Raw genomic sequence first — 25,921 nt, 5'->3', positions numbered from 1 at the left:
TAAAAGGATAGCTTATGGTTGAACGGCTGGCAAACTTATCCGAAAAAATGCCCCATTGGGCATGGAACACATTTATTATACTGTTTTCGATCGGCATCGGTATGATTATTAAGTCGATTTTGGTCCCCATCGTGAGGCGCCAGTCGCAAAAAGAGTACTCCTATTCGGTAATGAGATCCATCATCACGAACTTCAACAGGATTTTTACCTTTTTCATCCCTTTGTTGGTTTTCAGCTCCATGCTTCCATTGATGAAATTTAATCCGGATACGCATGCCTTGTTTTCGAAAATCACCGAAATACTCATCAGTGTTTGCTTTGCGGTTGTCATCATACGCTTATTGTACGTGTTTGAAGATTACCTTTACCACCGCTTCGATGTGACCAAAGCGAACAATCTCCGCGAACGGAAGATCCGCACGCAGATTGTGTTTATCCGGAAACTGTTGATCACGTTGATTATACTGATCACCACGTCAATCATTCTCCTGAGCTTCGAAAGCATGCGTAAAATCGGCGCTGGGCTACTGACGGGTGTCGGTATCGGCGGTATCATCATCGGCTTCGCAGCCCAGCGGTCACTGGGAAACCTGCTTGCCGGTTTTCAGATTGCGTTTACGCAGCCTATCCGGATGGATGACGTGTTGATCGTGGAAGGCGAATGGGGAAAGGTCGAAGAGATCAACCTGACCTATGTGGTGGTCGCCATCTGGGATAAGCGGCGGCTCGTCCTGCCGATCAATTATTTTATAGAAAAGCCTTTTCAGAACTGGACCCGGACAACTGCGGAAATTCTGGGCACCGTCTTTATCTATACTGATTTCACTATTCCTGTTGAACGTTTACGGCAGAAACTGACCGAACTCCTGCATACAAACCGCTTGTGGGATGGCAAGGTAAATGTATTGCAGGTAACCGATCTGAGGGAGCGGACCATGGAAATCAGGTGCCTCATGAGCTGCCGGAATTCGGGAGACGCTTTCGATTTAAGGTGTTACGTGCGCGAAAACATGATCGCTTTCATCCAGGAGCATTATCCGGATAGCTTATCAAAAACGCGGCTCAGTTTAGCCAGTGAATAGGATTTGATTTAGCGGCCAGCTGCTTTTCGCCCAACTATTCATAAAATTATAGTCATACTTATAACTTTTTTATTTTTGACAAAAGTTTAAAGTATATTACTGAATACCGTTGTTTTCGCTATCGCAGGGCATCCACGGCTTGCTGCAATTCCGGGTCGTCCGCTTTCACCGCATAATATTTCGCGATTTTTCCATCAGGGCTGATGATCAGGTAACGCGGAATCCAATTCAGGTCGATGGCATCCGTAAAATCGTTTTTCCAATCGGTCTTGAACCAATAATGTTCGCCTTCCAGCTTAAACTTCCGAATGCCTTCCTGCCATCGCTGCTCCTCGCGGTCCAGCGAAAAATAGACGACCCGGACATCGGGATTGGCCTTCTGGAATGCATATAGTTCCGGAAACCCTTTGAGGCAATCCGGGCACCATGTGGCCCAGATGTACAGCAGCACCGTCTTGCCCTTGCTGGCTTCCAATATGGAGCCCGCGGTTGCCTGCTGCCCGTCCAGCCCGAATAGCGGCTGATGGAGCGCGGCTTCGGAAAATTCCGTTTTGGAAACAGCGGGGGCCTCCTGCCCCAGGGCAAGCTGCATGAAGAATGCGCTGAATATGAGGATTTGGACAAATTTCATCAAGCAAAGGTACGTTTTTTGGGTGTGCGGGGCAAACGATGTAATGGCACGGGTACCATTGGGATCAATACAACACCGTCAACGATCCCCGATAGCGCTCACCCAGTGCCGTGATGATCGTATAATAATAAGCGCCCACGGGCACCAGCCGCCCCTTATAAGAGCCATCCCATGGGACGGCGTATCCACGCGAGTGGAATACTTCCTGTCCATTGCGGTCGAAAATCGTCACCACGGCCGAGCCATCTTCTATGCCGCCGATGACCCATACGTCGTTGATACCGTCGCCGTTGGGCGAGAAGGTATTCGGGATGGTGATCTCTTCGCAGTATGCACGCACTTCAAACGTCGTGGTGGCCGTACAGCCGTTTTCATCTTCCACTTGCAGCGAATACGTGCCGGGCGCAGCGATGTCCAAGTAGCGATCGCTGCTGGTGCCGCCATTCCAGCGATAGACCATGAAGCCAGTAGGAGCCTCCATGCGTACGATTTCGCCCTTGGCTACACAGATGACGGTATCGCGCAGCTGTGGCATTGGTAGAGGCGCATGCGCCAGCACTTCGAATGTTGCCGTGTCCGTACAGCCGGTCGCATTGGTGAGTACCAGCGTATACATACCGGGGGTACTCACGTCGATGCTGCGGGTGGTCTCACCGGTAGACCACTCATAAGTATACGCCTCGCCGATCGGATGGTCGGCCGTCAGCGTGGTGGATGTCCCGTAGCACAGCGGCCCCTCATGCGCCGCTTGTATCCGTGCCACCGGTGGGGCTACGAAGTCGATGAAGAGCAGCTCGGACACCACGGTGCAGGCACCGAGCGAGAGCTCCAAGTGGTATGCGCCCGGCTCGCTTACATGCAATACCGTGTCGGATTCATTCGGCAGCAGCGCCCCGTCTTTGTACCAGCGCTTGATCACCTCGGGCGCATAGCCCACCACGGTGATGGTGCCTGGCTGGCCCTCGCATAGGAGTATCTCCGTATCTGAGGTAATCGGATTTTCCAGCCGTTGAAAACGAACCGTTACCGAATCTGAGAAAACAAAATTGTCACCGCAGGCGCTTACGCCCACGTGGTACGTGCCCGCCTCCGTAACGTTGAGTACGGCCATGGTCTCGTCGGCGATGATCTCCCCATCGCGGTACCATTGGTAGCGGTAGCCAGGCTGGACATCCGTTACTTCCAGTGCAAACACCTCCCCCTCGCAGCTATTCACCGTATCTGGGTAGTTGAAGGTAAACGTGGGCGCGTCCGTCATCGTCACCGTGATTTCTTTGGAATAGATTTCAATGTCTTCGCAGCCAAACCACATCACGGCGCGGTACACGCCCGGCTCGGTGAGGTGCACGAAGCTGGTGTCGGCGCCGACGATGTCCTCCCCGTTGCGCTGCCAGTGGATGAAGTTGTTGTTGTCTTGGAAAAACTTTATAGAAAGTACATCATTCCCTTCACCACACGTATTAACTACCGCGTCTTGCAGGGTATGGCCGTTGAATAACAACTGTTCGCCGACATGAGCATATGAAGCCGGGTTCACGGAATAATCCATCTTGAATAAACCATCGGATGTGGCCACGAACAGAAATTTTTCGCAAAAAGGGAATGGAGAGTAGGAGATTTTCCGACCCGCATCAATTGGCACACCTTGGCTTATCGATTCGGTATCGTAGATTGCCAAGTTGCCTAATGCATCGACTTTCGAATACCCCATCCCGATGCGTAACATTTGATTGTCATCAGAAACATACAAGCCGTCATCAGTTCCGACCAGCATATAGGATAAGTAGTTGTCTTCCGAGGCACTGAGGAGGTGAAGTTCATTAATGGTCTGTACATGCTTATTGGCGAAGGAAGGAACCGGTTTGGAGCGAGCACGACAATCGCGGGCGTTGAATAAATAGTTGAGGCCCATTTCGCTGGCCCAATATACCGAGAACTCTCCGGATGTGCGTACATCGAAGGTTCTTGAAGAGGCGTAGATCGCTTTAATCGCATCTGCATTGGGTGAATAGATATCAATGGGAATAGTTGTGGTTGCGCCGCCCAGGTATCGTACTATCAGATCGTAATTGCTCAGGCCTGGCCCGGCACAGGTGCTACCCAGTCCACTATTCCCATAATAATAAGTGGTTGCATACGCTTTGCGATCGTTTTGCCGAAAAAGATGTGGCAGGTATCTCCCCTTCCAAGGATCCACCTCGGTCACGCGTGACCCATAGGCGGAATACAGGTAGGTTGGTGTAGCGATCCAATTGGCCGCACTGCCGCCGGGGAAAAAGCCGTGCTGGATGTAATATTGTTTTTCCATAGCCACCGATAGAACGCTGGACTCCCGAAGCCCATCCGATGCTTTGTAATGTGTCACATTACCATTTGAAAACACAAAAGCATGGTCCCCGTCGGTACCTAAGATCAATGTATTTGCCGTACGCGAGCTGATATCCGTAAACGGCTTGGTGGAATAATCGGCAAAAAACGCGGTGAAGTCTTCCACTTCATCATCCGGCGATACCCTGGCAACAAAGTTATCTTCGCCCAATACCCACACGTAGTCGTCCCATGTGGTTTCCACTTTCAGAATTTTTTTGCCTGCGAAAAACTGCTCGTCTACGTGTAAGCTGAGCTGGGCCATCGCTGAGTGGCCAGAAAATAGCGCCATGTATAGCAGACAGCAGGATAAAGCGGCGCGGATCATCGGCTGGTCGATCTCAAGTACATACAGGGATAAAAGTTAAGCAATAATAATCATAATTTGTTTTATTGCATAACCATACCTATGATTTAAGCTCGTTCTGATCAACTTAAGCTATTATTTTCTGCAAGATCGCGCGCTTCGTGGAAACTTACTACGGCCGCTCACGCACTTCCACGACACCACCGTGATTAAGTACAGGGCATCGTTTGGCCAGCTCTGTGGCTTGGGCCAGGCTTTCCGCCTGTAATACCACGATACTTACCACTATCTGTCCGCCCGAGGCAACCATTCCCTGCGTAATCCTTTTGTCCGCGCCGGAGATCACATAGCCCTTTGCCGGAAAGGCAAAGCTTTCCACATACGCCCCCGTGGCTTTCCAGTATGCGATGGTCTTGTCCCACTCAGGGTTTACGGCTTTGGCTTGTTCGCGGCCATAGGTTTCAGGTACGCGCACCACCAGGACAAACTTTTTCATTTCGGCGTGCTTTGTTGCTGCGCCCGTTGTGAAGGCCAATGCGGCCATTAAAATCGCTGTCATCATATTCTCTGTTTTTTTACAAAGTTCGGCTGGCCGAGGGCGGCATCCTTGTAAAAAATCATTGATTTACCAGAAGCGCCGCTGCTTGAAAAATGCACGGGGCGGTAGGCCGGTAAAGCGTTTGAAGGCATGGTTGAAATGCGCTTGGTCGAAGTAATCGCCATCGAGTGCCAAGCGTTGCACCGGCAGCTGCGGATTGCTGCCGGCGATGAGCGTTTGCAGCCGCACGATATCTGCAAACGGCTTGGGCAGTATACCTACTGCCCTGCGAAACCGCTTTTCGAACGCATCCTGGCTGAGGTGTATCCGCTCGGCCAGGTCAGCCATGGGTATTCTGCCTTTGGCTTGGTGGATGGCCGCCACGGCATGGAGCGTCGCAGCGTCCGGCTCATGGGGCCGCAGCTTGGCCAGCAGGAAGCGCTCCAGCGTAGCCACCCTTGCCCGGTGATCGGGCGCTCCGGCGAGCTGATCCTGCACACGGGCGATTTCTGAGGCCGCGAAGAAGCTATCCAGCTCCAGCGTGAGCCCCCGCATTTCGTGGAGCGGATTTCTGAAAAATGCCGGGGCCATCCCTTCTTTGAGAAGCGCTACCATGGTGCCTGAGTGGGGCAGGTAGTGGATGAGGCGTGCCGATTGGCGCAGCCCTGCCAGCGATGCCGCAGGCACCAGCGTGCTTTGCTGGCCATACCCGTAGGCGATCTGCCCGCCGAAGCGGAAGGATAGTGCGATGGAGGTGCCGGGCAATACCCGGTTTTCAAGCGGCAGCCCGTGGCTTTCAATGATATGAAAGGCCTTGATGTAAGGCTGCAACGAGGCGCTGGGCTGGTACGTTTCAAACGTCATCGTATTTCCAAAGTTAATCGATTGCGATGATATATCCTATACGGCACAACAATGGTTATAGCCTAGCGGTGTGCGGGGGCTTCAGGATCCATGGGGCTATAGGCGCTTACGACAAACCCATTTGGCGGTATCGCTGATTCAGTACTTTGCTGTAAGCGGCTTTCATTTCATCTGATAGGAAGGATTTTTCGATCCACTCGTCCGCCCGCACCCTGTTTTTTGAAAAACGGGCAAATATGTTGTCGATTTGCCGGTTGGAGAGCCCCAGCTCTTTCCCGAAACGCTCAAAGTGTCCTGCATTGAGTTTACGCTTTTTGCCTTCAAGGGTCAATGCCAGTTCTTCCTGGTCTTCCGGGTTGACGATTGCGACGTTCAACAGGTCATAAGCCGGCGCTAACATCCAACCGGTGGATGAAGCAATCATCGAAAAATTTTTCAGGTGCATGTCGTTGTTGCCTGTTATAAAACAGAAACAGGTCAACTCGAATAAACGCACCATATCCAGCAGTGTATTGTCTGAAAAGGTCATCAGTGCTTTGCCCACCTTCTCCATTGAGCTTCTGTATTTATCAAAAGCCTCTGTGATTTGAAACATATCCAGCATATGTATTTTCTCTCCATTGGCGGCGCGGTCTATACGTTTGGTAATATACGATAGCTCGCCGGATTGCAAGCGCACCAAGCTTGATTGGACTACGGGAATACCAAACGCTTCGGCTATCCGCATGGTTAGGTGTTCGTTTTCCGGCATTTCCCTATACGTGTCAGACGGAGGCTTAAAAATGTAGTTGCCTCCAAGTTCGCCCACGACGGTCAGTCGGCCATTGGGTTCTTTCTGCACTTTTTTGATCAGTGTCATCGATAATTTGGGCTGTACTCCGGGCACCGCAATGCTCCGTTCCACCACATTTTTGGCCAGCTCAGCCATTTGATTCATGGCGTAAGGGATAATAGGGGCGATAGACGAGCCGAAGAAGCGGCGGCTACATGTTGGGTGAAAGTCTTGGTCCCCTGCCAAGACTTTATAACAATATAGGCATTTATTCTCCATCATGCTGTGGTATCGGTATGACACTGACTGCACCGATGCAATTCCTGCAGCAGGCCAATAGCAGGCCCATCCGGTCGTTGCGGTTGATTTTCCAGTTTTTGGACGCAATGTCCAACAGCCATCCTTCCGGTATCAATCCCTCAAAAAAGGGGAATAGCCTGTTAGAGACATAAGGTTTGTCGTTTACAGGCATCGTAAAGGTGATAAATTGTTCCGGAAATGCACGGACATAGTGCTCGTCGTATTCGAATACATATTCGCCGTCGTTGGTTTCTGACAATACACCCGCTTTTTCTTCTTTATAATATATTGCGGCTTTTCTCATTTTTCAAGCTCTTTACTATTTACAGGAGCTAACTCATGGCCAAACATTTGTAGGACCCTATTTACCTTATCCACGTTCATGTTGGATTTTCCCTGCTCGATTTTCCGAATCACGGTGAGTGCCACGCCAGCCCGATCAGCGAATTCCTGTTGCGTAAGGTTCGCGGCTTTCCGGCGGAGCTTTACGAAATCACTTAACGTCTTCATTATATGCTTTTACGTATAGTTCAGGCAAAAATATAAAAAATATATGTTTTTGCATATAACTTTGGCGATATAATTATTATTATATGCTTTTGGATATAGTTGAGTAATACCAGCAAATGACAATGCTCACCACTTTCTGCCCGCCCGAGGTAATCATTCCTTCCCTTTGCCGGAAAGGCGAAGCTTTCCACATACGCGCCCCCGTGGCTTTCCAGTATGCGAACGCCGTAATCTGCTCCTCACTCAGCGTATTTATTCACCAATTTGCGTAAGCAGGGTTAAAAGCTGGCCAGTTATCTGATATGGCGGTTTTTCGTACATGATAGTATCATATGAGGCTAACAAACATACAGATTTTAATGAGTCTTCCCACTTTCCCGTAAAATTCATAGGTCTTCATTTTGCGTTCTTAAAAATATATTGCCTATATTTAGGCACCGAAATCAACTCTTTTATCTATTATGAGCAACAAAAAACCAACTACTAAGGAAGAACAAAAGGTTTATATGGTCTATTCGGTCATTTCACCACCTGAGACCCCCGAAGCAGTCTTTTTTTCAGCGGAAGAAGCACGGGAGTATACCCAGCGTTTCAAGGTGAATCCCACCTATAAGATTGCGCCGCTATTGGTGATGCCAACGTATCTGTCGGATAAAGCACGGTCGCCCTATTTGATAAAATTCGAATCAGATTATCAAACCTACGTCTCGTTGATGACCCCAAATGACGGTGAGCCGGTTGACAAACTGCTTCAATTGGGTTATAGGATAACAAAAGACGAATCGTTGTATGTCTACGTATTGGCCACCGATGAGGCTGATGCCCTGCGCCAGGCTTTGCCAGTCCGGGACAAATTGATCGCTACGGGAGATTGGGTGTTTGACGAAGAGATCTATTGATCAGCTTTCTAGCGCATCCCATCAAACCATTCCCGCACCTCCTTGGCGATATTTTTATGGAAGACGAGGTACGTGCACGGCTGCCCATTACTGGATACCCGCAATACCTGCTTTTCATCGGCTACCACGATGCCCTGCTTGAGAAGCAGTCTAACGCCTTTGCTGCCTACGCCTTCGCAGTCTTCCACGCTATCGTTGTGCCAGCGCAGAAAGGTCTGGCAATGTATCGAGCGCTGCCCTTTTCAACCCTGTGCCCCGTGCTAAGAGGTTGTTTTTTTGGGCCGCGATCACCTGAACGAGTGTTTCCTGTGTTACCATGCTTAAACTTTGCAGTGCAAATGCACAAAATTATGCATTAGTAATATAAACTTTTGCATGATTGCGGATACGAAAGCGACAATTTCGTTTTATCGCGTCAATAACGCCAATATCGTCGCATGCGGCGTGGGGCGACAACTCAAAGGCGTCGCCGATGGTTATGTTGCCGCCGATGATGTTGAATACGGCGCAGCCGGATCTGATTACATACCAACCATCCTCACCACCCACATCGCTCCCTTATCTCCCCCTCATCCAGCCCCGTGTAGTCTGCAAACTCCTTGAAAGAGACATATTGGTGGCTTTCTTTGCCCAGGGCATCGCGGATGGTGCGGAGCAGGCGCTCTGCATGCTTGATGCTTTTTCCCAGAATTTCACTCACGTCTTTCGGATAGATACATATGCGTTTCGGTTGTTTCATAGTTAGTTAAATACAGTTAAACGGATAGTAAAATAGCCCTATTCCGCTTGTCCTGTGGTGATGCCCCCATGGTCGGTTGTCTCCTGTAAGCGGGCGGGATACCCCGCCTTTATAAGCATTACACTGCGATCGCATTACCGCGGATATACCCGACGCATACCCCAAGCATCCCCCAAGGAAACCGCAATGCGCAATCCCACGCTGCCGACCATGACCGTAGGCCAACGGATTTTCATAACAAAAATAACGTTCAGCTCCACACGAAGCAAGGCACAAAAAGGTACAAAAAGGTATAGATGGCGCATATGGGTACAGATGGTGCATTCAGGCCTGTTTGGAGCAAAAAGGCATGAAAAGGCATAAATAGTTCATATACAGCCAAATGAGACAGCTTCCCAGCCATCGCACCCCATCTTTGCAGCGTTGTAACAAATCCATATCAAATGGCACAACAGGCAAGTTTTATCAAATTTAAAGGGAAGATCGGGGATCTGTCCTTTTATCAAAATCGAAGCGGGTATCAAGCCCGCACCAAGGGCGGTGTCAGCGCATCGCGGATCGCTACGGATCCAAACTATGCACGTACCCGCGAAAACATGGCCGAGTTTGGCCGCGCAGGCTCGGCCTCCAAGCAACTGCGCAACGCCTTGCGGGCACTTCTCGTGCAGTACAGCGACCGCAACGTATCGGGCCGGCTCAGCAGCCGATTGCTGCGGGTGCTCAAGACCGATCCGGCAAACCGGCGTGGCGAACGCACGGTGGCCGAGGGCAACCTCCATCTGCTCCGCGGCTTCGAGTTCAACGAGGGTTCGTCCATGTCCAACACGCTGTTTGAAGACGTGGTCTTTACCGTAGACCGCGCCAGCGGAGCGGTGACCGCCACCACCCAGCCTTGGACAGATCCGCGTGTGGCCATGGCTGTACCACCCGAAGCTACGCATTACCGGCTTACGCTGGCAGCCGTGGCGGCAGATTTTGGCGGTGAGGGTACGGTGGTCGTACGGTCGCAGACGGAGCAGCTGGATTTGCAGGCGACCCCCGCACAGGAGCTTGAGGCCTCCCTGCCCGCGGAGACCGATCTACCCATCCTCGTGTTGCTGGGCGTGGGCTTCTTCCAGCAGGTCAACGGCGAGGGGTATGCCCTGCAAAACGGTGCGTTCAACGCCCTGTCTATCATGGAGGTGCATACTACATGATGACCATCCAACTGCGGCGTACCTATCACGCTGCCGGTACCAACGGCCAGCTGTCCCTTCAGGGGCAGCCGGTCTGCGGTACCATCGAATTGCCCTGGCGGGGCAACCGGCAAATGGTCAGCTGCATCCCGGAAGGGCGCTACCGCCTGTACCGACACACCTTTCCGAAGCATGGCGACCAGTTGGGTGTGGCCCATGTACCTGGCCGTGCGGGCATCCTCATCCATCCGGGCAACGATGCCCGGCAAGATCTGCGGGGCTGCATTGCTCCGGTGACCACGCTTACGGGCCCGGGCACCGGTATTAGCAGCCGAGCAGCACTTGAGCGGCTAAAAGCGCTCGTTTACCCCGCGATGGAGCGGGGGGAGGAAGTGTGGCTGGTTGTGGTGGAAGGGACGGTGGTGAGTGATCGGTGATATGTAATCTGTAATGAAAAACAAGAACCAATCGGCTTCCCCCTCTCGGGGAGAGGAGGGAGCCACGCCCGTCCAGGCGTCACATGGACAAACCGCCAACTCTTGGTGGGTAGCGATTCGGCAGGGGTTGCAGTTGGCGAGCCAGCTGGTCATCGCCTCGCCGGTGAAGCTCCCGGCTAAGGTGGTGACGGCGGCCAAGTACGTGAGCTTGGCGCTTGGTATCTGGGATGGCATGGCAGGTAGGCAGGATACACCATCCACACCGGCCGAGGAGCGCCACGATGCACCATGAGCTAAAGCTGGGCACTGCTGTGGGCACCTTGCTGAGTACCCTGCCCTCCATCGGTACCGATGAGCTATTCAAGACAGCCGTCCTTGCCGCGATTGGCGCTACGGTCAGCTTTGCTGTGAGCATGTTGCTGCGTCGGCTGCGCCGATGTCGCCGGCGCTGAATAAACCGCTCCCAAATCGGGGGCGGTTTATTCCATCTGTCATTCACAGCCCCATCCAGGTTTTGTAGGCATTGAAGTAGCCTTGGCTTACGGTCAGCGTTTCTTCAAGCGGCGGTTTGAGCTGCAGGTGGTACGAGCGCGCGCCGTGCTTGACGCTTTTGTCTATGGCATTCCGGTTTACGATGCACCCCGCATTGATTCTGCAAAATAGTTCGCCGCTAAGTTTAGGCTCCCAATCCTTTATCGCCGGGTCATCGTGTATATAGTACTTTCGATTGTCCATGGTGACGACGATGAGGTCTTTGCCGTCCCGCCTGAAGTAGGCACAGTCTTCCTCATGCAATGACACGTGCTGTTTGGCTAGGCGCGCATGGATTTTCATTTTTTCGCTTGGCTTTCCATTTTCTTCCTTGTCTGCCAGCATAAGCCGCTGTGCATGGTTAACGACAAGCAGCCGCCAGATCAGCTGGTATGCATTGCCGAAGATGATGAAGATAATGGAGAGGATGAATACATCGTCGAAATACGAGGTGTCCTCCATAGCTATGGCGAAGAAACTAAAGTACCACCGAGCTGCCAGGTAGGCCAGTGCTATTGGACATAGCAGGCATGCCACTGCTTGCAGCAGTATGCGTAGCGCCCACCTTTTCCTCGGTACCCTGGCTCCAATGCGTGATTCGCCAAGCTGGATAACAAGCAACAGCACGAGGCAGATTATGGTGTTGACAGCCCATAGCGGATAAAATCCCTCCAAGGCCTGCAATTGCCGAAACCCTTCAGGCTCTCCGAATGCCAGCGCAAGATAGCCCGCCCATATAGCCAGGGCTACCTTAAGGGTTAAGTCTATAATCCGGTAGATTTTTTTCATAAGCAAGATGTTTCCATATGTGTCAAACCCCCAACGACCTTCGTTTAGGCGGATAGACTATACCCAAAAACATGCTGGATTATTCCCAATCTGCGCGCGTATGCTGATGTTTAGCGGGTTTAGCGCCTATATTCGAACTCCGATGTTGGTAGGAGCCCAGCACCGGAAGGTTTCACAAAATCGTCGTAATGATAATAATTTAATCTACGTAATCTATGGGAAAATTTGAATTTAGCCAGGCAGGGCTACAAGAACTACTCATGCAACTGTATGCATTATCCGACAGCGAACTGGAAGTGGTGGCTGATTCGGCCGCTACCGATTTTACGGGCTGGGTACTCAATTATTTCGAGCTCAGCCCATCGCAAGTCGCATTCCTGCAGTCGCTCAATCCTCAATTTATCGTGGCTTCGGGCGTGGATACTGCTGTGGTACTCCGGCATCGGCTGCCTATTAATCTCATCAAGCCGGAGTCGGCTGCCGTACGTCCGCAGACCGATAAGCTTATCCGGCGTGAAAGCAATTTGGAGGAGACATCCACGGGTAGCGGCACGGTCACGGCCTCCGGCGTGCTCACTTTTGAGATTATCGATTGATGTCCTTCGGCAGCCTCGGTAGGTGCCCCCCGACCGGATGCCGTATCTAAATCGCCCCTCGCCCGTATGGGCGGGGGCATTGTCAATCCGATCAAAACAAACCATGTACTCCTCCTATTACCAACCCTTGCAGCAAGCGCTGCTTACTTTTGGCCCCGTGCCGCTCGTGGCGTGGGAGGCCGTCGCCCAGCGGCTTCAAGTCGTTCGCTGCCGTCGGGATCGCGGCATGCTACTGGGGAGAGGCCGTGTATTTTTCCTGGTGGAAGGCCTCCTCAAAGAAGAGATAGACGACGGCCGGGAGGTATATATCCAGCAGTTTGTCTGCTCAGGCGATTTTTTCACTGCGCCTGCGCCTGGCAGCGGCGGGCAGCTTGTCGCTATAGAAGCGGCAACGGCCTTGGCCCTTGCACAGCAAGACCTATACGAACTCAACCGCGAGCATCCCGAGCTGGCATCCATATACGAGGGCATCATCGCAGCCATACAGCAGCAGCTCATCAGCCGCATCCGACTATTGTTCATTTCCAAGCGCCAGCGCTACGCTGCTTTCCGGCAAACGTATCCCGGCTTGGCCGCCCGCCTTTTGGATAAAGATGTGATGGCCTATCTCGCCATGAGCCCCAGCTACTTCAGCCGTACGAAGTAGACATGCTTTAAAGCATCTGCACTCATGCTTTATCGGAGGTCGATAGGAGCGCGGATGATATAGTTTTGTAAGTGTGGAAGGGACATCTTCCGATAGCGCAATCATAGCACAAAACAGCAGCACGATGGCCAGCGATTACACAAACACACGCAATAACAGGCCCCGGCAGTCGGGGGTCGCCAAGCTTTTCACTGCATTAGCATTCGGCTGCGCACTGGTGGGCGCACTGGTCGCCTTCTTCATCGATCTGCCCGCTGTCGCGGTCAAGGAAAGCGACACCAGCATATGCTCGTGCAAAGTAGAAATGATTATAGACACCACGGGCGCGGACTGGTTTTATTACGATACGCCAATAGATTTCACACTGGAAGAAGAAGTGGAATTTCTTCCGGCTAAACAGGAAGGGGGTAGCGTTATGGATCCTTAGTTTTCAGATTCAAAAGTCGAAGTATTAACAGGTAAAAACCTATTGAAAATTAAAAAAAATAGATTATGAAACGTTTTTTGATGATAGCCGCAGGTATAGCGGCAATAGTTTGTTCCATTACATTTTTGTTTGGACTTCCCGCAAATAATAAAGGCAAAGCACCCAGAAGCACTGTCTACCATTATCCTCACGCTGACCTTAGCGACTGGAATAATCCGGAACGGTGGGAAGAAGGCGGATCAACGGAGTCTTGCAATGACAACGAGATTCCATGCCAAGTGGATCTTGATATAGCAGGGGCGAGTTCTATCGAGGATCTTTTGGAAGAGTATGAAGAAAACGAGCTAACCCAGTTTATGTCACGTCCGGGCGTTACCGGTAAAAGTGCGCAGCCTTAAAGGAGAAAAGCAGATCCCCCTATACTCACTATGAGCACAGGGGGGCTGCCTTTAATTCTGTTGCACATCTGATAACGTTAATACGATGTCGGGAATCGGCAAAATGAACCGGGGGCTGTTTGGTAGCAATTCATATGTGTTTTGGTCAATGACCCTGGTTAATCCTATGTTAAGTCCTTCTTGGTTAAACCTCTTTATATCCGGCCACCGTAAACCCCGCATAAGAAGTTCCTTTCTGCGATGCTCCAAAATCAAGTCTAAAAGGGATCCGTCTGGTATACCGATCGGCTGGAAAGTTTCGGTGACCATTCGCTTTTCCAATAAAGCGTTCAAATTAGCCAATGCTTTCTCGTATTCACCCAATCTCGCGAGACACTCAGCGCGCATCAAATACACCTCATCCGTTGCAAGGCCGGAAAACAACGTATTGCCCGAATTGTAACTACCCTTAAAGGAGTGTGAACTATCGCTGTTTTCGCGGAAGAAAAGCGTTTTCCTTAAGTCGTTATCATTATAACTATTGTATAACGTCGAATCTATTTTCGCCCGACTCGGTGCTATTGGCGGTGAAGACTGAGTGGACTGGTAAAGAATTTCCTGATTGAATTCAGGAATGGGGTACGTAGCGCTTTTTTCTAATGTATTGTAGTCAAGCAAATCATCCCTTAGCGCCAAGCAAGCCTCGGCATGAAGTAGGCAGTTTGCATAATCTCCCATATACAGGTACGTGCGCGCCAGTAAAGCGAGGGCCGCAGGTTTGGATGCCCTATAGGGATGGATAGCCGTTGATGGGAGGTATTCAACTGCGGCTTGTAGATCCTTTAATATTTGATTATATGACTCTCTGAGGGTCGATCGATTCGATATCAAGTTGAAATCTGACGAAAGCCGAATCGGTATTCCAAGATCCGTGTCGGCTGTGTTGGCGTTGTATGGTTTTGACCAGATCAGCGCGACAGACAAGAAAGCTCGTGCCCGCAAAAACAAGGCTTGCCCCATGATACTGTTCCAGCGTTCTAAGTCGTCCAAATCTGAGGTTAATGCAGAAAGGTTTTCAATCACAACATTGGCTTGATAGATGTTTCGATACGGATAAATCCAATCGAGGGGAGCCGTGGAGTAGATGCCATGATCGGCCCAAATATAAAGCTGCCTATCATTTTCACTGAATAAGCCATTCCATATTTCTGTGGTAAGGTAATAGTCATCTGCCGAAACCTCTCCAATTGCCGGGTCAAATTGAATATTCGGGTAGTAATCCAATAGAGCTTGCAGATCATCCAGTGATTGAGGGATGACCAATTTCTTGTTTGGCTTTACGTCAAGGAATGGATCGCAGCCATAATTACAAAAAGCAAGTGTCATTGCCAATAGGATTAGCCTGTTGATGGTCTTTTTCATTATCTTTTTTATATGTTTTGTCAAAATGTGAGTTGGACACCGAGGGAACCGGTCATAACCGGGGGTAACCCATAAGCCCCATACTCTGGGTCGACCCCGACATCGTTTGCTTTCCAAAGCATACCGACATTCGTTAAGTTCAGGTAAGCTTTTGCATTTCTTAACGATTTCAAAAAGCCCTTGTCGGTATTGAAGTTGTAGCTGAAGTTTACATATTGCAGCCTGATATGATCGGCCTTCTTGACTTTTACTTCGGAGTTGAGGTAAAAATCGTCACGGTCGGAATGGTTCGGATAGACCATGGACGGCACATTGGTAAAGCGTTGGTCGCCGGGGTTTTGCCATCGTTCATTGAATTCCTGATGATAGCCTGTAGGGTTCGCGCGCATTACACTTGCATAGTCAATGCCCTCGTTTCGGAAATAATACCCAAGCTTGTATAATACACTGAATGAAATGGAGAAATTCCGGTAGCTTATGGCATTGCGAAACGAACCAAAATAAGTTGGTATCGCCGACCCGTGGTAGACAATATCATCGATGGTGGTTCCAAGCCCCGTTATCGCATTGTAATCCATGGATGGAAAGCCTCCGAGATAGCCGATTGGATCACCCGTTGCCGGATCCAACCCGCCCCATTTATACGAAAACATCGAGAAAATCGGTTTGCCCTCAACACGAATCATGGATGGCGAACCACCCGTTACAAACACGCTGCCCGTGGCGTCCGAATCGCGATAATAAGACAGTACCTTGTCATTGTAATAACTCAGATTGAGGGTTCCACTCCATTTTATGTTGCGTGGAAATGTATAATCTGTAGTTAGCTCCACATCAAATCCCTTACCTTTCAACGAAGCGACATTCCGTGTAATGGATCCGGTTAGGCCAGTGGTGGGATCCATCGGGGCAGGCCCAAATAAATCCAGCCCTTTTTTCAGGAAAAATTCAACGCTTCCATGCAAACGCGAGTCTTTGAGAGCAAAATCCACTGCGACATTTGACATGTTAACCCGCTCCCATGTCAGCTCTGGATTTGCATGTTGCGTAATCAAGGCCATCGGGGTATTGGTGTACGGCGATTGAGCCGAATTGTACATCAATGTCGTGACCGCACTTTTGCTTATGTCTACATTCCCGCTGTACCCGTGTGTTGCCCTCACTTTTAGTTTGTCCAAAAACACGGAAGTAAAAAAAGACTCGTTATGAATGTTCCAACCCAAGCCTACCGACCAAAGCAGGTTCCATTTATCGTTTACGTTTACGCCAAAAAGATTCGATGCATCTCGCCTTCCGCTTAGGGTCAGCAAATACCGATCATCATAGGTATAGGCTACATTCACAAAGCCAGAAACGAATCGGTTTACCAAACCGGTGAAATCTTGGTTTGACGGGATGAAGATATTGCTGTTTGTGATCAGATGGGGGAATCGGTTTTTCAGGTCAATTGTCCCATATGTCAGGTTTGTCGGATCGTAGCCAAAGGCTCGGCTGTTTTTGCCGGACGTTGTACCGCTCCTGAATTCAGCACCGAGCAATGAGACGAGGTTATGGCTGCCCCATTGGTTGTCTGTATTCAGCTGCCCGCGCAAATTATGAATACGCAGGGAGCTGTAGCCGACATCGAGGACACCGCCCTTTGGAACGTTGTGTGTTATTCCACCCGATGCATCAAGCACGGTAAATTGATTCACAAGGTCGCGTGCGATATAGCTTTGTTCTTCATACAGTGTGTTGTTTTCCGTTTTCTGCTGCTGATATTGATATTTGATATGGAGGGCAATCCAAGGAAGTGGCGTATAGCTTGCACCCGTATTGACAACGGCGTTGTTCAATGAGGCTGTTGTTTTCGAATAGTGGTCTTCCACTAAAGGATAATAGTTCCAGTCCAGAAGCCTGCCATCTCCCAAGGTATCCAAGAACGATTGACGGTAAGTGCGCATTACCGCTAAAGGATTACCGGATTCGTCCATGATACGTGTATAGGGAGGCAACCCCATCGACGGCGAGTACGCCGTCTTCCCACTTACCGATTCACTGAGCGTGTACAGCATGGAGACATCGAAGCGCAGCGCACGATGTGGCGTATACGTGTTTTTGAAACTTAAGTTCCATCGATCGTAAGTTGCGGCCAGTGCGCTTTTGTTCCGGTCATAACCGGCAGAAACATACCACGCATTGTTGTCACTGCCGCCTTGGATATTTGCAGCATATTGCTGATTCAACGATGCGTCATACATGTACTGCTGATACTGTTTCAGCAGATTTCCTTCAGCGATATTGCTTAACTGCCTGTCGACTTCCTGCGCAGCTATTATATTATTCCGTTGAAGAAACAACAGCTCATAGACGGGTGTAAACACCGGTCGGGACCTGGCGGCCGTATCGGAAAACCGATGCCTGTTTTCAAATAGGAACTTTTCGGCCTCGATGAAATCTGCGCCGGTCATCAGTGGATATTTAGTTAAGTCCGGTATTTTCCCCACAGTGGTATTCGCATTGAAATTAAAACTGGTGGGTTGCCGATTGGCGCCCATTTTGGTGGTGATGACGATAACGCCATTGCCTGCCCTCGAACCCCAAATGGACGCCGCGGCGGCGTCTTTGAGCAATGTGATGTCCTTTACATCATTGGGATTGATGTTGTTGATATCGCCCTCATAAGGAAAACCATCCAGAATGATCAATGGGTCGCGGATTGCTCCCGCGCTGAGTGTGCTCAGCCCTCTGATCCGTATACCCATGTCTGTACCGGACGTTGCCCGCCGTTCGATATTCAATCCGTTTGCAACCGCTTCAAGCCTGCTCAATACATCGGTGCTTACCTGTTCATTGAGCGTTTCGCTGTCTATAAAATCGAAAGAGCCAACCGCCCGTTCCTTCGGTATTGATTGATATCCAGTGGATATTTCTACTTCCTGAAGCACGTTCGTGAGCGGGAACAACGTGATGTGTAGCGTATCATAACTATTTATGTCAATGTCTGCACGGTGAAAACCAACATGAGATACGAATATGGAAATAGGGATCGTGGCGATGTTCAGCTGAAAGGTGCCGAATTCATTGGTATGCTCGATGTCATCATTTGCACTGTTTCTGATGGACGCCCCGGTTAAAGGGTTGCCATCGGCATCTTTTACCACACCCTGTAAGACGGGTTGCGCTTCGGTTATCGCGGGCAGGAGGATTGTAATGATTATAAGTTTTAGAATTGTTTTCATTAGTTATTTATGATTTTGGTTTAGTTTGATAACACAAAGAAATCGAGGGCTTTGACACTCTCTTCTATGAATAACCCTGCCTCTTCCAATTGCGCGTTGTAGGACGAAAGTGTTGTTTCCGTGTCGAGGACGATGTTGATGGGTTTTGTGGTTTTTGTTTCGTCAAGTACAATCCTATCTATAGCAAACGGTTGTTTTTCCAGCCACTTTACGAGCTTCTTGATCGTTATCGGTTCGATTTCAGTATGTTTGTCAGGAAAGTGCCGTTGAAATCCAGGAGGCAGTTGCTTCAGTGTAAGGCAGGTCACTTCCTTCTTGACCAACCTTCCTGTAAAGCCGCTGACAGCGTTTAGATTAGCTAACATCAGGCTGTATAGCGAGTCTGCCATTTCCAGCGGCACGATAAACTCATACGTGTTCAGCAGGCGAGATGTCGCTGACACTTCCCTGTACCGCCTATAATCGATTTCTGGATAAGTGTTGGTATCAGCATCGAAGACTATGCGTTTGGGTGAGAACTGCTCCCCGAGCAGTTCTTTCGCAATTCCGAAGTAAAGTTGCCCGATCGTCTGATTAAAAAAAGCACGGCCGTACACTTGATCACCGTTTTTCCTTAGGCGCGATGTGAAGGGCAAACTCGGCATCTCACCTTTTATGAACAGCGTATAATTGGTTATTTCGATGTCTTTTGAGGGCAGTTTGCCCTGTTCCAGCAGTAGTGGGCCTTCCAAATCGATGAATGTTTTCAGTGCATAGGTCGGGATTTCATCGTTTAATACCTTTGTGATATTGGATGCGGTTATATCTGCTGTACCTGTCGTAGCGACCAATACGCCCCGAGGATCGATCCAGGCATAATGCGGCAATGTGATATGCGGGAACAAGTCAGCGAGTGATTGGGCATCAACGACGGAGCTTAGGTTAAGGGATTGCAACCGTGCATGGCTCTTAAGCAGTCGATCGGTATCATGTGGTTTGCTCGATGATACGGGTATAAGTGCCATTTCATCAATAAATTGCTGTTGCACATCATGGAGTGCATCCATAGCAACTATGCAGCTTCCACACCACGTGGCCCAGAAGTCCAGTATAATCAGCTTGCCCTTATAGTCGCCAAGCGTTATGGTCTCCTCCCCTTCCGGATGGTTTACCACCTGTAGCGGCATATCCCACAATTCATCGGGAATGGCATCGCCGATTTGCAACGGCTTGATGCCTGCCTGCCGGCCAGGCAGACTGTCGCTCGGGATTTCTTGGCGGGTGAGCGGGCTGGCTTGCAACCCAATGCTTACCGCCAGCAGGAGCAGTGCCAGTACCCCATTTGCGCGGCCCCGCCCGGGGAGGGCAAGGGCCTGCGCATGGGTCTGCACACATAGTAAGCTTGATTTGCGATAGCTTTGTTTGTTAGACTCCGTAGAGGTGCTACGCGTTACACCGTTGTTCGGCTGCCGTTCGACCGCGACTTGGGACAATGCCGAACCGTGACCGGATAGTATCTGTATTTCGGAAAGGACAAAACCCTTCCCATAGCGTAAAATTCGCTTCATTTTTCATTTGGTTATTAGGGGTTTATGAAATTATCGTCATAAACCGACCCGTCCACCAAATGAAAAATCGTGAAAGAATTTGCGGAAGTCGAAGTAACCTGCTACCTTTAGGGTGGGAAAACCAATAAGCAACATCTACGCCAGACCTAAGCAAACCTCGTGAGTTTCTTCGGCTTGGGGTCGGTGGCACCGGGAAGTGTCCGTTGGCGTATTTGTGCCTCGGGCAACAGAGGTATTTTGCCCTCGTTGTTTACGCTCCCAGCGTTTATTTGGTGTCTGCCTTATTCGGGTGGGCAAATTACGTTCTTTATGCTCGATTGGAACGCTATGCTGTACGGATGTGAGGTCGTGCTAGGGTGTCCGGCAACGGTGTTGCTGAGGATCGTGGTTAGTGGGTTTGGTTTTTTCGTTTTCATACTGTTGGTTATGGAAACGATGTGTACCCGTGAAGCGCTAGGAAAATCTTATTGGTGAAAAACCAAGTAGGGTGAACCGCCACGCTTCTTGCCCTGGAAACCGCTAAGAAACCAGTCAACAGGTCTACTCGAGACCGGTATCTTGAATCCAAGAAGACTGATAGGCGGCTCACCCTACTGGAATATATCGTAAAGATAGTATTTCCAGTAGAAAATGGCGAACCGCAGTCCTCTCGTATTCATTTAGCGGTTTTCGGACGAGAGTAACATCGCATGGTAGAGATTTCATTCCCTACCTTAAATGTCGCTTATTTCAACACAACAAATATATAGACAATAGATTGTAAAAACAAATATTTTAAAATTAATATTTCGATTTGATGACGAACGAGGACAAGTTCATCGCCAAAAGCAAGGATTTTCGTTTACATTTTAAGCTAACCGAGGATGATGTTGATACGTTATTAGCCGGAAAAAAGCTTAAATATAAAGGTCTTGAATTAGGTACGCGAACCGTTACTTTAGAATTGGCAGAAGCCTATCCGTTGATATATGGAATTGAGTATTGCGATTTCAAGAAAGATGAGACAACCTTTCCAGAATTTAGCGAGTTGCCTCAGTCTACCCAAGATTATATAAACGATAGACCTGAAGGCGCAGGTGACACTGTAGGACTTAAAGGGAGCAAAAACATGGCAAGCTATGTAGTTCGCGCTATCAAAGACTATCCAGTCGGATATGAATTTTTGAATGTTGAAGTGTTAAAAGAACTTCCCTCTCCCCTTAATCAGGCGTCATCTATATCTTGGAAAAATGGCTTACTGAAAGGGCTCGTCAAGAGTATGAATAAGTATAAAACCTATGAGGACGAAAATGGAGAGCCGAAACGTGGCATAATTTATAAAGTGCTAAATCCGGTGACTGCTGAATTGTTAGAAAAAGCAATGAAAAATATCGAAAAGGAACGGTTGGAAGAAAAAAAGACCGGTGGTGATCCGGTGGATTGATGGTATCACAATATGTGATACCTACCAATAACGATTCTGAGGTTACAATTTGTGACCTCCAATAAAAGGAAGACAAATGGCCAAAATAAGTTCAGTAATCGACTTATTTACAGTAAACTAATGATAAATATAGACAAAGCTTTTAATACAGAAAATAGAAGTATCTATGAATACTTTGTACAACCTGGAGTAGGTTTTTATATCCCATTGTATCAAAGGGAGTACAGTTGGGACACCTCCAATATTGAGCAGTTATTGGAAGATATCTCTAAAGGGATCGAAGACTTATCTGATGATAGTACCGAAAACCAAATACGTTTTCTAGGTACGATTATTACTGTTACGGAATCTGACAAGAATAACATACAGCCGCAGGATACCAAGGCTCTCCCTCCCGCTATAGAAAAAGTCATCGACGGACAACAGCGACTCTCAACCATTGCGTTGATATCAGCTTTGCTATACAAACAAATCACTGTGATTGAAGAGCGCTTAGAAAAGGCAGCCAAGAAACTGGAAGAACCATACAATAAAGAGGAAATTACAGCAGAGATCAAAGAAGCCTGCAAAGATTGGAAGAAGAAATTGCAGGCCGTATTTGGCGTAGATCTGAACCGTGGAACCCCGACGATAAAGCCAAAGATAATCCGAGGGAACCTAGATAAATGGGTAATGCGCGAACACCTAAATGAAAGCTATCATTCGCAAATAGCAAGTTATTTGTACGCATTTATCGAACATTTCTTCAATGGCGGAGCAATGCCTTCTTTTGATAAACAGTCTAACGCGGGCCGTAATCTAAAAGACGTTTATTCTTGGTTGACAAGAAAAGTGGCGCTGGCACATTTAGACAACTCCGAGTTTTGCGACGCGGCGACAATTTTCGCAAAGATAGACGAGGATAATCTTTGGCAATATGAACGCCCTGTATTAAGAGAAATATTAGAGATAGGTGATATTACGGACAAGAATTCTTTTTCCTACCATCTAGCGTCATTGGTGCAAACATTTTCTGTCTGCCACTACTTACTAGACCGCTGCTGCTTTACAATTATCAAACCGGCTAATGACGATTGGGCGTTTGACATGTTTCAATCGTTAAATGCAACAGGTACACCGCTAACAGCGATAGAGACTTTTAAGCCCGTTGTAGTGCAGACGATAGTTAATTTTAAAGAAGCTCCCGAAAATGAGTATTTTACCAAAATCGAAAGGGCCTTTGAAAACTTATCCAGTGCGGCGCAGAAGAGCAAGTTGACGAATGAGCTACTAACCTCATTCGCCCTACCTGTAGAAGGGAAAAGGTTGGCGACGCACTTCAGCGCACAGAGAAAGTGGTTAGCTGCTATCTATGGTCAACTTGCCACTAACGCTAAGAAAACGGAATTCATTAAGTACTTTGGTAATTACACGGAGTTTTACGACGAAGTGTGGATCAAATATAGAGGCAAAGATCATGTTCCGCTTAGCATACTAAGCGGAAGCGCAGAGGCAGACCTCACTTCCTTATTGCTTCTTTTTCTTAAAGAGAGCAATCATAAAATGGCGATTACCTTTTTGGGAACTTTCTACAGTGATCTAGTGGAGGGTAAGGAAAATTCCGCATCTAAGTTTGTCTCAATCGTCAAAGCTATTTCTGCTTTCTATATAATTTGGCGCGCTCATCAATCCAATTCCGGATTAGATGATGCTTACCGCACGTATTTCAGAGGGTCGGCAAAACTCGAAGTACAGAGCCATACATGGCTGGCCAACGATCCTTTTGATGTGGCAAGTATAAAGTCATATTTTAGAAATATACTACCTAACGAAAAAGGGGATTGGTTGAACAAAGCTAGTCTATATTGTGGCTATGGGACATCTTATAGTGTATCAAAATTTGCGCTAATCAATGCAGCTCACGACACAATGCCTGACGACACCAATCCAGGTTTATTCAAAAAGTCCACGACGGGTAAAGCCGAATACTTGCGACTGGAAAAGTGGGTCAGTGATGAGCTCGATTCGGTGGAGCATATCGCTCCCAAAGTAAACAAAGGGGACTGGAACGCTGGTCTATATGGCGATGATGAGTTGTACAATAACCTGGGCAACCTTACTCTACTTCCCAAAGGAGTTAATACCAGTGCAAGCAATAAAGGTTGGAAGGAGAAGCTAATTTATTATAAGCATCTTGGTGAACAGGATCCTGACCGATTAGTGGAGCTTACCAATAAAGCAAAAGCAGATGGCATTCCACTGAAGGATACCAATCTTGAAATACTGAAAAAGGCAAAATATGCGGATCATATACGCCCACTCCTAAACTACCCCGATGATCGGGAATGGGATGCTAATATTGTACGAGAAAGGTCGCGGAAGACATTGGATGCACTTTGGGATCGGGTGATTGGGTGGTTAGAATAAGTCTTAAAGAACTGAGTTAATCTATTTTTTTCTTCAAAATATTTAAGTATTCATTAATCTCAGAATGATTACCTGAGCGATTTTTGTATGTTATTGTTTGTATCTTAAAGTCTTCAAAAAAACGTCTTTGAATAATAGGATTTGCTTTTTCGTCACTGATAAGTAAATAATGTGTTGGCCCACCACCGGAATATGACTCATGCAAATAATCTAACAATAAATTGAATTCGGGATCAGTCATAGATGTGCCTACAAAAAACACCGATTTCGTGGAAAAAATTGATTGTAAAATGCTCTTATAGCCTAGTTCTCGATATAACGTTTTTCTATAATCTCGTTGTGAAAGAATGATGCCTTGTACGTCAGAAAACGCATCTCCATGAGCTTTTAATACAAAGAACTTCTGTTTCCAATAGTTATTGGCAATTTCTCTACTCTGACTATAGGTAAATGTTGGGGGAGAATACCCGTGAATTCTAGCAAAGGTATTCTCAATTAATCGATCATAATTGGAAGTTAAAATAATATTTGTATTAAACCCTAATATCGACTCCATGGTAACTGTAGGTTCTATATCAGGTCGGCCAAAAGTAGATTCCATATAATCGTAAAATAGGCTTCCTAGCTCGCTCTTTAATTCCTCAGCCAATAACAAAAAATTGCTATCAGAAGAGAGCAATTTTTTGTATTCATCTACCTTATCGGGTCGACACCATGGTTGCTTAGAAGCCAAATCAATAAGATCCTTTATCAGTTCACTCCAACTTGGCAAACCAGCTTCGATAGAGACACCGGCTCCAACAAAAAAAATACTTGACTTTTGTTTAAAGCTATCGGTCATTTCTAAGGGAAAATGATCATCTGTGAAACTCATAATGATTTTATAAATTTTTTAAATATAGAATCAAATACATTAGCCCTGACATTAATGCTGCTACTTAACGAACCCGATCTATCGTAATTCACAATGTAACTATGTAAATTTATTGACTCTTTCGTCCTCTGTTGTGCTAACTCCTTTAGATTATCTTTTTGGCCCAATCTTTTTTCCTCAAACTCATTAAATGTTTTTTTGAAGCTTTTTGAATCAAGATGAGAGCCGTTCAGGTTTCGGTATAAAAACCAAAATATATCTATGAAAGTATATTTATTTATGATTCTTTTACCTTCCAATAGGTCTAGTGTATGAATTATATCAAGAATTTCGTCAATTTTTTTTAAATCGTCAGAGGTCACGGAAATAGATTTATCGAGATATAGCCTCTCAATAAGGTTCCCTTTTAAATCCTCGTTATTTTTGTAATAAATTAAACAAAAAACGTGGGCTAAATAATCTTGATGTTTAAACCTTTGCTTTGATATTTTACAATTTTCAAAAAATTTATGATTGAGCGCTAAGCTGTCAATGTGTTTTCCGACATTACTTATAATAGCATTCCTTTTTTCTGCTGCGTTTAATGTAACCCCTTCTTGCAATCGACCAAATAACACCCTAACCTCATCTTCAGTACAATCATCAATTACGGCAATGGTGATCTCAGTATCTAAAAATTTCTGTTTCAGTTTTTTATCTAGATCTTCATATCTTTTATTACCGATATATAGGTCTCCAATTTTACTCACTTTAAAACCTTTGATACTTTTATCAAGTAACTTAAACTGACCATCATAAAAATTGAATATCGCAGTTAACCTTTGTTGGCCATCGGCTACTTCATAATCGTGAAGACGGTTCGTAATGTTCCGTAAGTATATTTTGGGTATATCAATGCCTCTTAATATAGAATCAATAAGAAGGGCCTCCTTTTCAGCAGACCAAACTTTCCCCCTTTGGTAATCGGGTTGTTCATTTATTTTGTCTCTTCGTTTTAGAAGGGTTGAAATTTTCCAATTTGTAACTTTTACTTCCATGAGG

28 protein-coding genes are annotated in these 25,921 nt (G+C 47.7%); 12 read left to right on the top strand and 16 right to left on the bottom strand.

Annotated elements, in window-relative coordinates:
- Positions 1-14: 14 nt before the first annotated feature.
- Positions 15-1,082 carry a mechanosensitive ion channel family protein gene (locus tag BMW65_RS13760; RefSeq protein ID WP_090606214.1) on the top strand — a complete coding sequence of 356 codons (1,068 nt, stop codon included), beginning with the start codon at positions 15-17 and terminating at the stop codon, positions 1,080-1,082.
- A gap of 118 nt (positions 1,083-1,200) precedes the next feature.
- On the opposite strand, the gene BMW65_RS13755 is transcribed toward BMW65_RS13760, so the two are convergent.
- The 7 genes from BMW65_RS13755 to BMW65_RS13725 form a co-directional block, all read right to left on the bottom strand.
- A complete protein-coding gene (locus BMW65_RS13755; protein ID WP_090606213.1) occupies positions 1,201-1,713 on the bottom strand; it encodes a TlpA family protein disulfide reductase in 513 nt (170 codons plus the stop codon).
- A 64-nt stretch (positions 1,714-1,777) separates the two neighbouring features.
- Positions 1,778-4,372 carry a T9SS type B sorting domain-containing protein gene (locus tag BMW65_RS13750; protein WP_177181134.1) on the bottom strand — a complete coding sequence of 865 codons (2,595 nt, stop codon included), beginning with the start codon at positions 4,370-4,372 and terminating at the stop codon, positions 1,778-1,780.
- Positions 4,373-4,559: 187 nt separating this feature from the next.
- Entirely contained in the window at positions 4,560-4,949 is a 390-nt protein-coding gene (locus BMW65_RS13745) for a YciI family protein (protein WP_245747639.1), read from the bottom strand.
- Between the two features lie 63 nt (positions 4,950-5,012).
- Positions 5,013-5,789: an AraC family transcriptional regulator gene (locus BMW65_RS13740; protein WP_090606210.1), complete on the bottom strand. Its 777-nt coding sequence runs from the start codon at positions 5,787-5,789 to the stop codon at positions 5,013-5,015.
- A 106-nt stretch (positions 5,790-5,895) separates the two neighbouring features.
- Complete coding sequence (locus BMW65_RS13735) at positions 5,896-6,726, bottom strand: HipA domain-containing protein (protein ID WP_218145413.1); 831 nt, start codon at positions 6,724-6,726, stop codon at positions 5,896-5,898.
- 103 nt (positions 6,727-6,829) lie between these two features.
- Positions 6,830-7,165: a HipA N-terminal domain-containing protein gene (locus tag BMW65_RS13730; protein ID WP_090606208.1), complete on the bottom strand. Its 336-nt coding sequence runs from the start codon at positions 7,163-7,165 to the stop codon at positions 6,830-6,832.
- On the bottom strand, positions 7,162-7,371 hold the full coding sequence (locus BMW65_RS13725) for a helix-turn-helix domain-containing protein (protein WP_090606206.1): 210 nt from the start codon (positions 7,369-7,371) through the stop codon (positions 7,162-7,164). Before BMW65_RS13725 ends, BMW65_RS13730 begins: the two co-directional genes overlap by 4 nt.
- A gap of 461 nt (positions 7,372-7,832) precedes the next feature.
- Here BMW65_RS13725 and BMW65_RS13720 point away from each other — a divergent pair, with 461 nt between their 5' ends.
- Positions 7,833-8,270: a hypothetical protein gene (locus BMW65_RS13720; protein WP_090606204.1), complete on the top strand. Its 438-nt coding sequence runs from the start codon at positions 7,833-7,835 to the stop codon at positions 8,268-8,270.
- Between the two features lie 8 nt (positions 8,271-8,278).
- Here the strand turns inward: BMW65_RS13720 and BMW65_RS13715 are convergent, their stop codons facing one another.
- The 3 genes from BMW65_RS13715 to BMW65_RS13710 all read right to left on the bottom strand — a co-directional run bounded on the left by BMW65_RS13715 (position 8,279) and on the right by BMW65_RS13710 (position 9,009).
- Complete coding sequence (locus tag BMW65_RS13715; protein WP_090606203.1) at positions 8,279-8,458, bottom strand: hypothetical protein; 180 nt, start codon at positions 8,456-8,458, stop codon at positions 8,279-8,281.
- A 1-nt stretch (position 8,459) separates the two neighbouring features.
- On the bottom strand, positions 8,460-8,588 hold the full coding sequence (locus tag BMW65_RS24680; protein WP_262497333.1) for a hypothetical protein: 129 nt from the start codon (positions 8,586-8,588) through the stop codon (positions 8,460-8,462).
- A 220-nt stretch (positions 8,589-8,808) separates the two neighbouring features.
- Complete coding sequence (locus BMW65_RS13710) at positions 8,809-9,009, bottom strand: hypothetical protein (RefSeq protein WP_090606201.1); 201 nt, start codon at positions 9,007-9,009, stop codon at positions 8,809-8,811.
- Between the two features lie 443 nt (positions 9,010-9,452).
- Between BMW65_RS13710 and BMW65_RS13705 the strand changes: the two genes are divergently transcribed.
- Genes BMW65_RS13705 through BMW65_RS23910 form a run of 4 tightly spaced genes read left to right on the top strand, consistent with a single transcriptional unit; the run spans position 9,453 to position 11,073 of the window.
- Entirely contained in the window at positions 9,453-10,205 is a 753-nt protein-coding gene (locus BMW65_RS13705) for a hypothetical protein (protein ID WP_090606199.1), read from the top strand.
- Positions 10,202-10,621, top strand: a complete 420-nt coding sequence (locus BMW65_RS13700; protein WP_245747638.1) for a DUF5675 family protein — start codon at positions 10,202-10,204, stop codon at positions 10,619-10,621. Before BMW65_RS13705 ends, BMW65_RS13700 begins: the two co-directional genes overlap by 4 nt.
- A gap of 13 nt (positions 10,622-10,634) precedes the next feature.
- On the top strand, positions 10,635-10,913 hold the full coding sequence (locus BMW65_RS13695) for a hypothetical protein (protein WP_090606196.1): 279 nt from the start codon (positions 10,635-10,637) through the stop codon (positions 10,911-10,913).
- Positions 10,903-11,073, top strand: coding sequence for a hypothetical protein (locus tag BMW65_RS23910; RefSeq protein ID WP_177181133.1), 171 nt, complete (start codon positions 10,903-10,905; stop codon positions 11,071-11,073). Before BMW65_RS13695 ends, BMW65_RS23910 begins: the two co-directional genes overlap by 11 nt.
- Before the next feature lie 43 nt (positions 11,074-11,116).
- Here BMW65_RS23910 and BMW65_RS13690 read toward each other — a convergent pair whose 3' ends face one another.
- Positions 11,117-11,941, bottom strand: coding sequence for a LytTR family DNA-binding domain-containing protein (locus BMW65_RS13690; RefSeq protein WP_090606194.1), 825 nt, complete (start codon positions 11,939-11,941; stop codon positions 11,117-11,119).
- A gap of 215 nt (positions 11,942-12,156) precedes the next feature.
- Here BMW65_RS13690 and BMW65_RS13685 point away from each other — a divergent pair, with 215 nt between their 5' ends.
- The 4 genes from BMW65_RS13685 to BMW65_RS13670 all read left to right on the top strand — a co-directional run bounded on the left by BMW65_RS13685 (position 12,157) and on the right by BMW65_RS13670 (position 14,008).
- On the top strand, positions 12,157-12,537 hold the full coding sequence (locus tag BMW65_RS13685) for a hypothetical protein (protein WP_090606193.1): 381 nt from the start codon (positions 12,157-12,159) through the stop codon (positions 12,535-12,537).
- 37 nt (positions 12,538-12,574) lie between these two features.
- A complete protein-coding gene (locus BMW65_RS13680) occupies positions 12,575-13,183 on the top strand; it encodes a cyclic nucleotide-binding domain-containing protein (protein ID WP_177181132.1) in 609 nt (202 codons plus the stop codon).
- A gap of 124 nt (positions 13,184-13,307) precedes the next feature.
- A complete protein-coding gene (locus BMW65_RS13675; protein ID WP_143053886.1) occupies positions 13,308-13,610 on the top strand; it encodes a hypothetical protein in 303 nt (100 codons plus the stop codon).
- A gap of 65 nt (positions 13,611-13,675) precedes the next feature.
- Positions 13,676-14,008 (top strand): hypothetical protein, encoded by a 333-nt coding sequence (locus tag BMW65_RS13670; protein WP_143053885.1) that lies wholly within the window; start codon positions 13,676-13,678, stop codon positions 14,006-14,008.
- Between the two features lie 51 nt (positions 14,009-14,059).
- Here the strand turns inward: BMW65_RS13670 and BMW65_RS13665 are convergent, their stop codons facing one another.
- The 3 genes from BMW65_RS13665 to BMW65_RS13655 are packed head-to-tail and all read right to left on the bottom strand — an operon-like array spanning position 14,060 to position 20,177.
- A complete protein-coding gene (locus BMW65_RS13665; RefSeq protein ID WP_090606187.1) occupies positions 14,060-15,409 on the bottom strand; it encodes a RagB/SusD family nutrient uptake outer membrane protein in 1,350 nt (449 codons plus the stop codon).
- Positions 15,410-15,429: 20 nt separating this feature from the next.
- Positions 15,430-18,630, bottom strand: a complete 3,201-nt coding sequence (locus tag BMW65_RS13660) for a SusC/RagA family TonB-linked outer membrane protein (protein ID WP_090606185.1) — start codon at positions 18,628-18,630, stop codon at positions 15,430-15,432.
- 20 nt (positions 18,631-18,650) lie between these two features.
- Positions 18,651-20,177 carry a TlpA family protein disulfide reductase gene (locus BMW65_RS13655; RefSeq protein ID WP_090606184.1) on the bottom strand — a complete coding sequence of 509 codons (1,527 nt, stop codon included), beginning with the start codon at positions 20,175-20,177 and terminating at the stop codon, positions 18,651-18,653.
- A gap of 793 nt (positions 20,178-20,970) precedes the next feature.
- On the opposite strand from BMW65_RS13655, the gene BMW65_RS13645 reads away from it, so the two are divergent.
- Together BMW65_RS13645 and BMW65_RS13640 are read left to right on the top strand one after the other, a co-directional pair.
- Positions 20,971-21,600 carry a hypothetical protein gene (locus tag BMW65_RS13645; RefSeq protein ID WP_177181131.1) on the top strand — a complete coding sequence of 210 codons (630 nt, stop codon included), beginning with the start codon at positions 20,971-20,973 and terminating at the stop codon, positions 21,598-21,600.
- 120 nt (positions 21,601-21,720) lie between these two features.
- Entirely contained in the window at positions 21,721-24,006 is a 2,286-nt protein-coding gene (locus tag BMW65_RS13640) for a GmrSD restriction endonuclease domain-containing protein (protein WP_090606180.1), read from the top strand.
- Between the two features lie 16 nt (positions 24,007-24,022).
- On the opposite strand, the gene BMW65_RS13635 is transcribed toward BMW65_RS13640, so the two are convergent.
- Both BMW65_RS13635 and BMW65_RS13630 read right to left on the bottom strand, forming a co-directional pair.
- Positions 24,023-24,880 carry an SIR2 family protein gene (locus BMW65_RS13635; RefSeq protein ID WP_090606178.1) on the bottom strand — a complete coding sequence of 286 codons (858 nt, stop codon included), beginning with the start codon at positions 24,878-24,880 and terminating at the stop codon, positions 24,023-24,025.
- The gene (locus tag BMW65_RS13630) at positions 24,877-25,917 is read right to left on the bottom strand and encodes a DUF262 domain-containing protein (protein ID WP_090606177.1); all 1,041 of its coding nucleotides are present in this window, start codon (positions 25,915-25,917) and stop codon (positions 24,877-24,879) included. The genes BMW65_RS13635 and BMW65_RS13630 overlap by 4 nt, the downstream gene beginning before the upstream one ends.
- Positions 25,918-25,921 lie beyond the last annotated feature (4 nt).

It is taken from the genome of Parapedobacter koreensis (assembly GCF_900109365.1).
In the GTDB taxonomy this organism is placed as follows: Bacteria; Bacteroidota; Bacteroidia; order Sphingobacteriales; family Sphingobacteriaceae; genus Parapedobacter; species Parapedobacter koreensis.
The sequence above is the reverse complement of the archived record's forward strand: the minus strand, read 5'-3'. Positions and strand labels throughout refer to the sequence as shown.

What these genes read in the sequence shown, in the direction of transcription:
- BMW65_RS13690 (WP_090606194.1), bottom strand. Translation starts at nt 11,941, where the DNA reads ATGAAAAAAATCTACCGGATTATAGACTTAACCCTTAAGGTAGCCCTG.
- BMW65_RS13640 (WP_090606180.1), top strand. Translation starts at nt 21,721, where the DNA reads ATGATAAATATAGACAAAGCTTTTAATACAGAAAATAGAAGTATCTAT.
- BMW65_RS13750 (WP_177181134.1), bottom strand. Translation starts at nt 4,372, where the DNA reads ATGGCGCTATTTTCTGGCCACTCAGCGATGGCCCAGCTCAGCTTACAC.
- BMW65_RS13760 (WP_090606214.1), top strand. Translation starts at nt 15, where the DNA reads ATGGTTGAACGGCTGGCAAACTTATCCGAAAAAATGCCCCATTGGGCA.
- BMW65_RS23910 (WP_177181133.1), top strand. Translation starts at nt 10,903, where the DNA reads ATGCACCATGAGCTAAAGCTGGGCACTGCTGTGGGCACCTTGCTGAGT.
- BMW65_RS24680 (WP_262497333.1), bottom strand. Translation starts at nt 8,588, where the DNA reads ATGGTAACACAGGAAACACTCGTTCAGGTGATCGCGGCCCAAAAAAAC.
- BMW65_RS13660 (WP_090606185.1), bottom strand. Translation starts at nt 18,630, where the DNA reads ATGAAAACAATTCTAAAACTTATAATCATTACAATCCTCCTGCCCGCG.
- BMW65_RS13735 (WP_218145413.1), bottom strand. Translation starts at nt 6,726, where the DNA reads ATGAATCAAATGGCTGAGCTGGCCAAAAATGTGGTGGAACGGAGCATT.
- BMW65_RS13695 (WP_090606196.1), top strand. Translation starts at nt 10,635, where the DNA reads ATGAAAAACAAGAACCAATCGGCTTCCCCCTCTCGGGGAGAGGAGGGA.
- BMW65_RS13730 (WP_090606208.1), bottom strand. Translation starts at nt 7,165, where the DNA reads ATGAGAAAAGCCGCAATATATTATAAAGAAGAAAAAGCGGGTGTATTG.
- BMW65_RS13755 (WP_090606213.1), bottom strand. Translation starts at nt 1,713, where the DNA reads ATGAAATTTGTCCAAATCCTCATATTCAGCGCATTCTTCATGCAGCTT.
- BMW65_RS13630 (WP_090606177.1), bottom strand. Translation starts at nt 25,917, where the DNA reads ATGGAAGTAAAAGTTACAAATTGGAAAATTTCAACCCTTCTAAAACGA.
- BMW65_RS13720 (WP_090606204.1), top strand. Translation starts at nt 7,833, where the DNA reads ATGAGCAACAAAAAACCAACTACTAAGGAAGAACAAAAGGTTTATATG.
- BMW65_RS13680 (WP_177181132.1), top strand. Translation starts at nt 12,575, where the DNA reads ATGCCGTATCTAAATCGCCCCTCGCCCGTATGGGCGGGGGCATTGTCA.
- BMW65_RS13670 (WP_143053885.1), top strand. Translation starts at nt 13,676, where the DNA reads ATGAAACGTTTTTTGATGATAGCCGCAGGTATAGCGGCAATAGTTTGT.
- BMW65_RS13675 (WP_143053886.1), top strand. Translation starts at nt 13,308, where the DNA reads ATGGCCAGCGATTACACAAACACACGCAATAACAGGCCCCGGCAGTCG.
- BMW65_RS13700 (WP_245747638.1), top strand. Translation starts at nt 10,202, where the DNA reads ATGATGACCATCCAACTGCGGCGTACCTATCACGCTGCCGGTACCAAC.
- BMW65_RS13665 (WP_090606187.1), bottom strand. Translation starts at nt 15,409, where the DNA reads ATGAAAAAGACCATCAACAGGCTAATCCTATTGGCAATGACACTTGCT.
- BMW65_RS13635 (WP_090606178.1), bottom strand. Translation starts at nt 24,880, where the DNA reads ATGAGTTTCACAGATGATCATTTTCCCTTAGAAATGACCGATAGCTTT.
- BMW65_RS13655 (WP_090606184.1), bottom strand. Translation starts at nt 20,177, where the DNA reads ATGAAGCGAATTTTACGCTATGGGAAGGGTTTTGTCCTTTCCGAAATA.
- BMW65_RS13710 (WP_090606201.1), bottom strand. Translation starts at nt 9,009, where the DNA reads ATGAAACAACCGAAACGCATATGTATCTATCCGAAAGACGTGAGTGAA.
- BMW65_RS13705 (WP_090606199.1), top strand. Translation starts at nt 9,453, where the DNA reads ATGGCACAACAGGCAAGTTTTATCAAATTTAAAGGGAAGATCGGGGAT.
- BMW65_RS13745 (WP_245747639.1), bottom strand. Translation starts at nt 4,949, where the DNA reads ATGATGACAGCGATTTTAATGGCCGCATTGGCCTTCACAACGGGCGCA.
- BMW65_RS13725 (WP_090606206.1), bottom strand. Translation starts at nt 7,371, where the DNA reads ATGAAGACGTTAAGTGATTTCGTAAAGCTCCGCCGGAAAGCCGCGAAC.
- BMW65_RS13740 (WP_090606210.1), bottom strand. Translation starts at nt 5,789, where the DNA reads ATGACGTTTGAAACGTACCAGCCCAGCGCCTCGTTGCAGCCTTACATC.
- BMW65_RS13685 (WP_090606193.1), top strand. Translation starts at nt 12,157, where the DNA reads ATGGGAAAATTTGAATTTAGCCAGGCAGGGCTACAAGAACTACTCATG.